The organism is Micromonospora sp. MH33, assembly GCF_003013775.1.
GTDB classification, from domain to species: Bacteria; Actinomycetota; Actinomycetes; order Mycobacteriales; family Micromonosporaceae; genus Micromonospora; species Micromonospora fulviviridis.
The window spans coordinates 1-1625 of record NZ_MUYZ01000610.1 but is presented as its reverse complement, the minus strand read 5'-3'; the positions used below and the strand labels follow the sequence as shown (position 1 = coordinate 1625).

Here is a 1625-nt window from a genome sequence, read left to right as displayed (position 1 = left end):
CGCGTCCACGCCATGCGCCTGCACGCCGCCGCCGCTCCCGGCCCTGGCCAGCCCGCCGTCGGAGAGCTGGAGATGTATCAGGCGGGGCAGATCGCCTACCAGCACTATCGCGCCGCCAGCGCCGTCGCCGGCGACGCGATGCTCACCGCTGACGGCCGCAAGCTCGCTCCGGTCAGCGATGCCCTCGCCCACCGCATCACCTACCTCGAGCAGGCCCTGGCTCACCTCGACACCCTCGACCCCGATCAGCGGCTACTCGCGGTCACCCTCTAGACCCCACCGCCCGCGCCCCGGGCGTCGAGCGCACCGGCAACCCGCTGCGGGCCCAGCCCAGCTGGATTCCCCAGCGATCGGTCCATGCCGTGTCAACCTGCGGGGTCGGCTTTCCTCTGCTGCCGTCGACGCACCGCACCTGCCTCAACGGCCAGCGGCCGCACCGCCTCACACAGCGGCGGTCAGTGCTCTACAGGCCGGGCGCCCCGGGTGTGGGGCGCTCGCTCCCGCCTGGCCTGCACAGGCCGCCGTATTCCTCTTCCAGCCCTCTCCATCGGCAAGAAGTCCTCCCCACGGTGTCCGCGTCGAAGACGTGCTGCCCCGCGCGGAGCACGCCATGGCCCGCCCGGCCCACCGCCTCCCCGGGGCGCACGTCGCCTCGGGCGAGCGCAGCGAGCCGGCCCTGGCTGGCATCTCCCGCCGATGTCAAGTCCTCGTTCTAGCCCCACCCAGCCGGCGCCCGCCGGCCGATCACTCATTTCTTCCCACGCGCGCCGCGGCTGGCGGCCGACCGCGGCGCGGATCTCAGGGGATGTCCCGAGATCCGGTCGTCGCACTTGATCAGCGACGCGGTTGAAGCGTGGATCACTGCTGACCTCCACACCAGGAAGGACGTGCCCATGACGGATGCACCACAGCCGGTGCCGGCGCACACGATGTTCACGGTCCTCGCCGCGCTCAGCGAGCTCGGTGAGGCCACTGCCATGGCCGTGGCCGAGCACGCCGGGCTCGGCTACTCCACGGCGACGGCGAAGCTGCGCGCCTGGGAGAAGACCGGGCAGGCCGAGCGGTTCCGCAGCGAGGACAACCGCACCATGTGGCGGTTGACCGACACCGGCCGCACCACCACCGCCACGCCGCCCTCCACCCAGGAGGCGGCTGACACACCACCCGACGGGACCTCGGACGCCGCCACCCCGACCGATCCCCTCGGCACCGCTGGCGCGCCCGAACGGGACCCCGAAGCTCCTGCACCGGCAGCCCGGGACACGGACGGTGCGTCCCCGGCCCTGGCTTCCACCGGTGGCGCACCTGCTCCGCTGGACACGGTCACGTCTTCCACCGGCGGCGACGAGCAGCCGTCCTCGGGAGAGGCGGGCCACGACCGCCAGCAGTCCGACACCGTGCCCGCCGACGCCGAGGGCGAGGGCGACGCCGAGGGCGAGCCGAACCGCGACCCGCAGGGGCAGGCAGCCGCGACGGGGAACGGCCGTCGGGTGAAGGGCTCCCTGCGGGGTGCGGTACTGGACATCCTCGAAGCCCACCCCGACCGGCAGTACAAGACCAGTGAGCTGTGCAAGCTCATCGATGCCGCGAACGCTGGCAGCGGCGCGAAGAAAGCCAGCCAGGGC

At 72.9% G+C, this 1625-nt stretch carries 1 protein-coding gene and 1 pseudogene; both read left to right on the top strand.

All coding sequences use genetic code 11. From position 1 onward, the window contains the following. Positions 1-273: pseudogene (locus tag B0E53_RS38305) on the top strand (hypothetical protein); the annotation flags it as partial. Positions 274-893: 620 nt separating this feature from the next. After that, positions 894-1625: MarR family winged helix-turn-helix transcriptional regulator (locus tag B0E53_RS36320; protein WP_146167969.1), on the top strand; the 732-nt coding region annotated here is incomplete at its 3' end.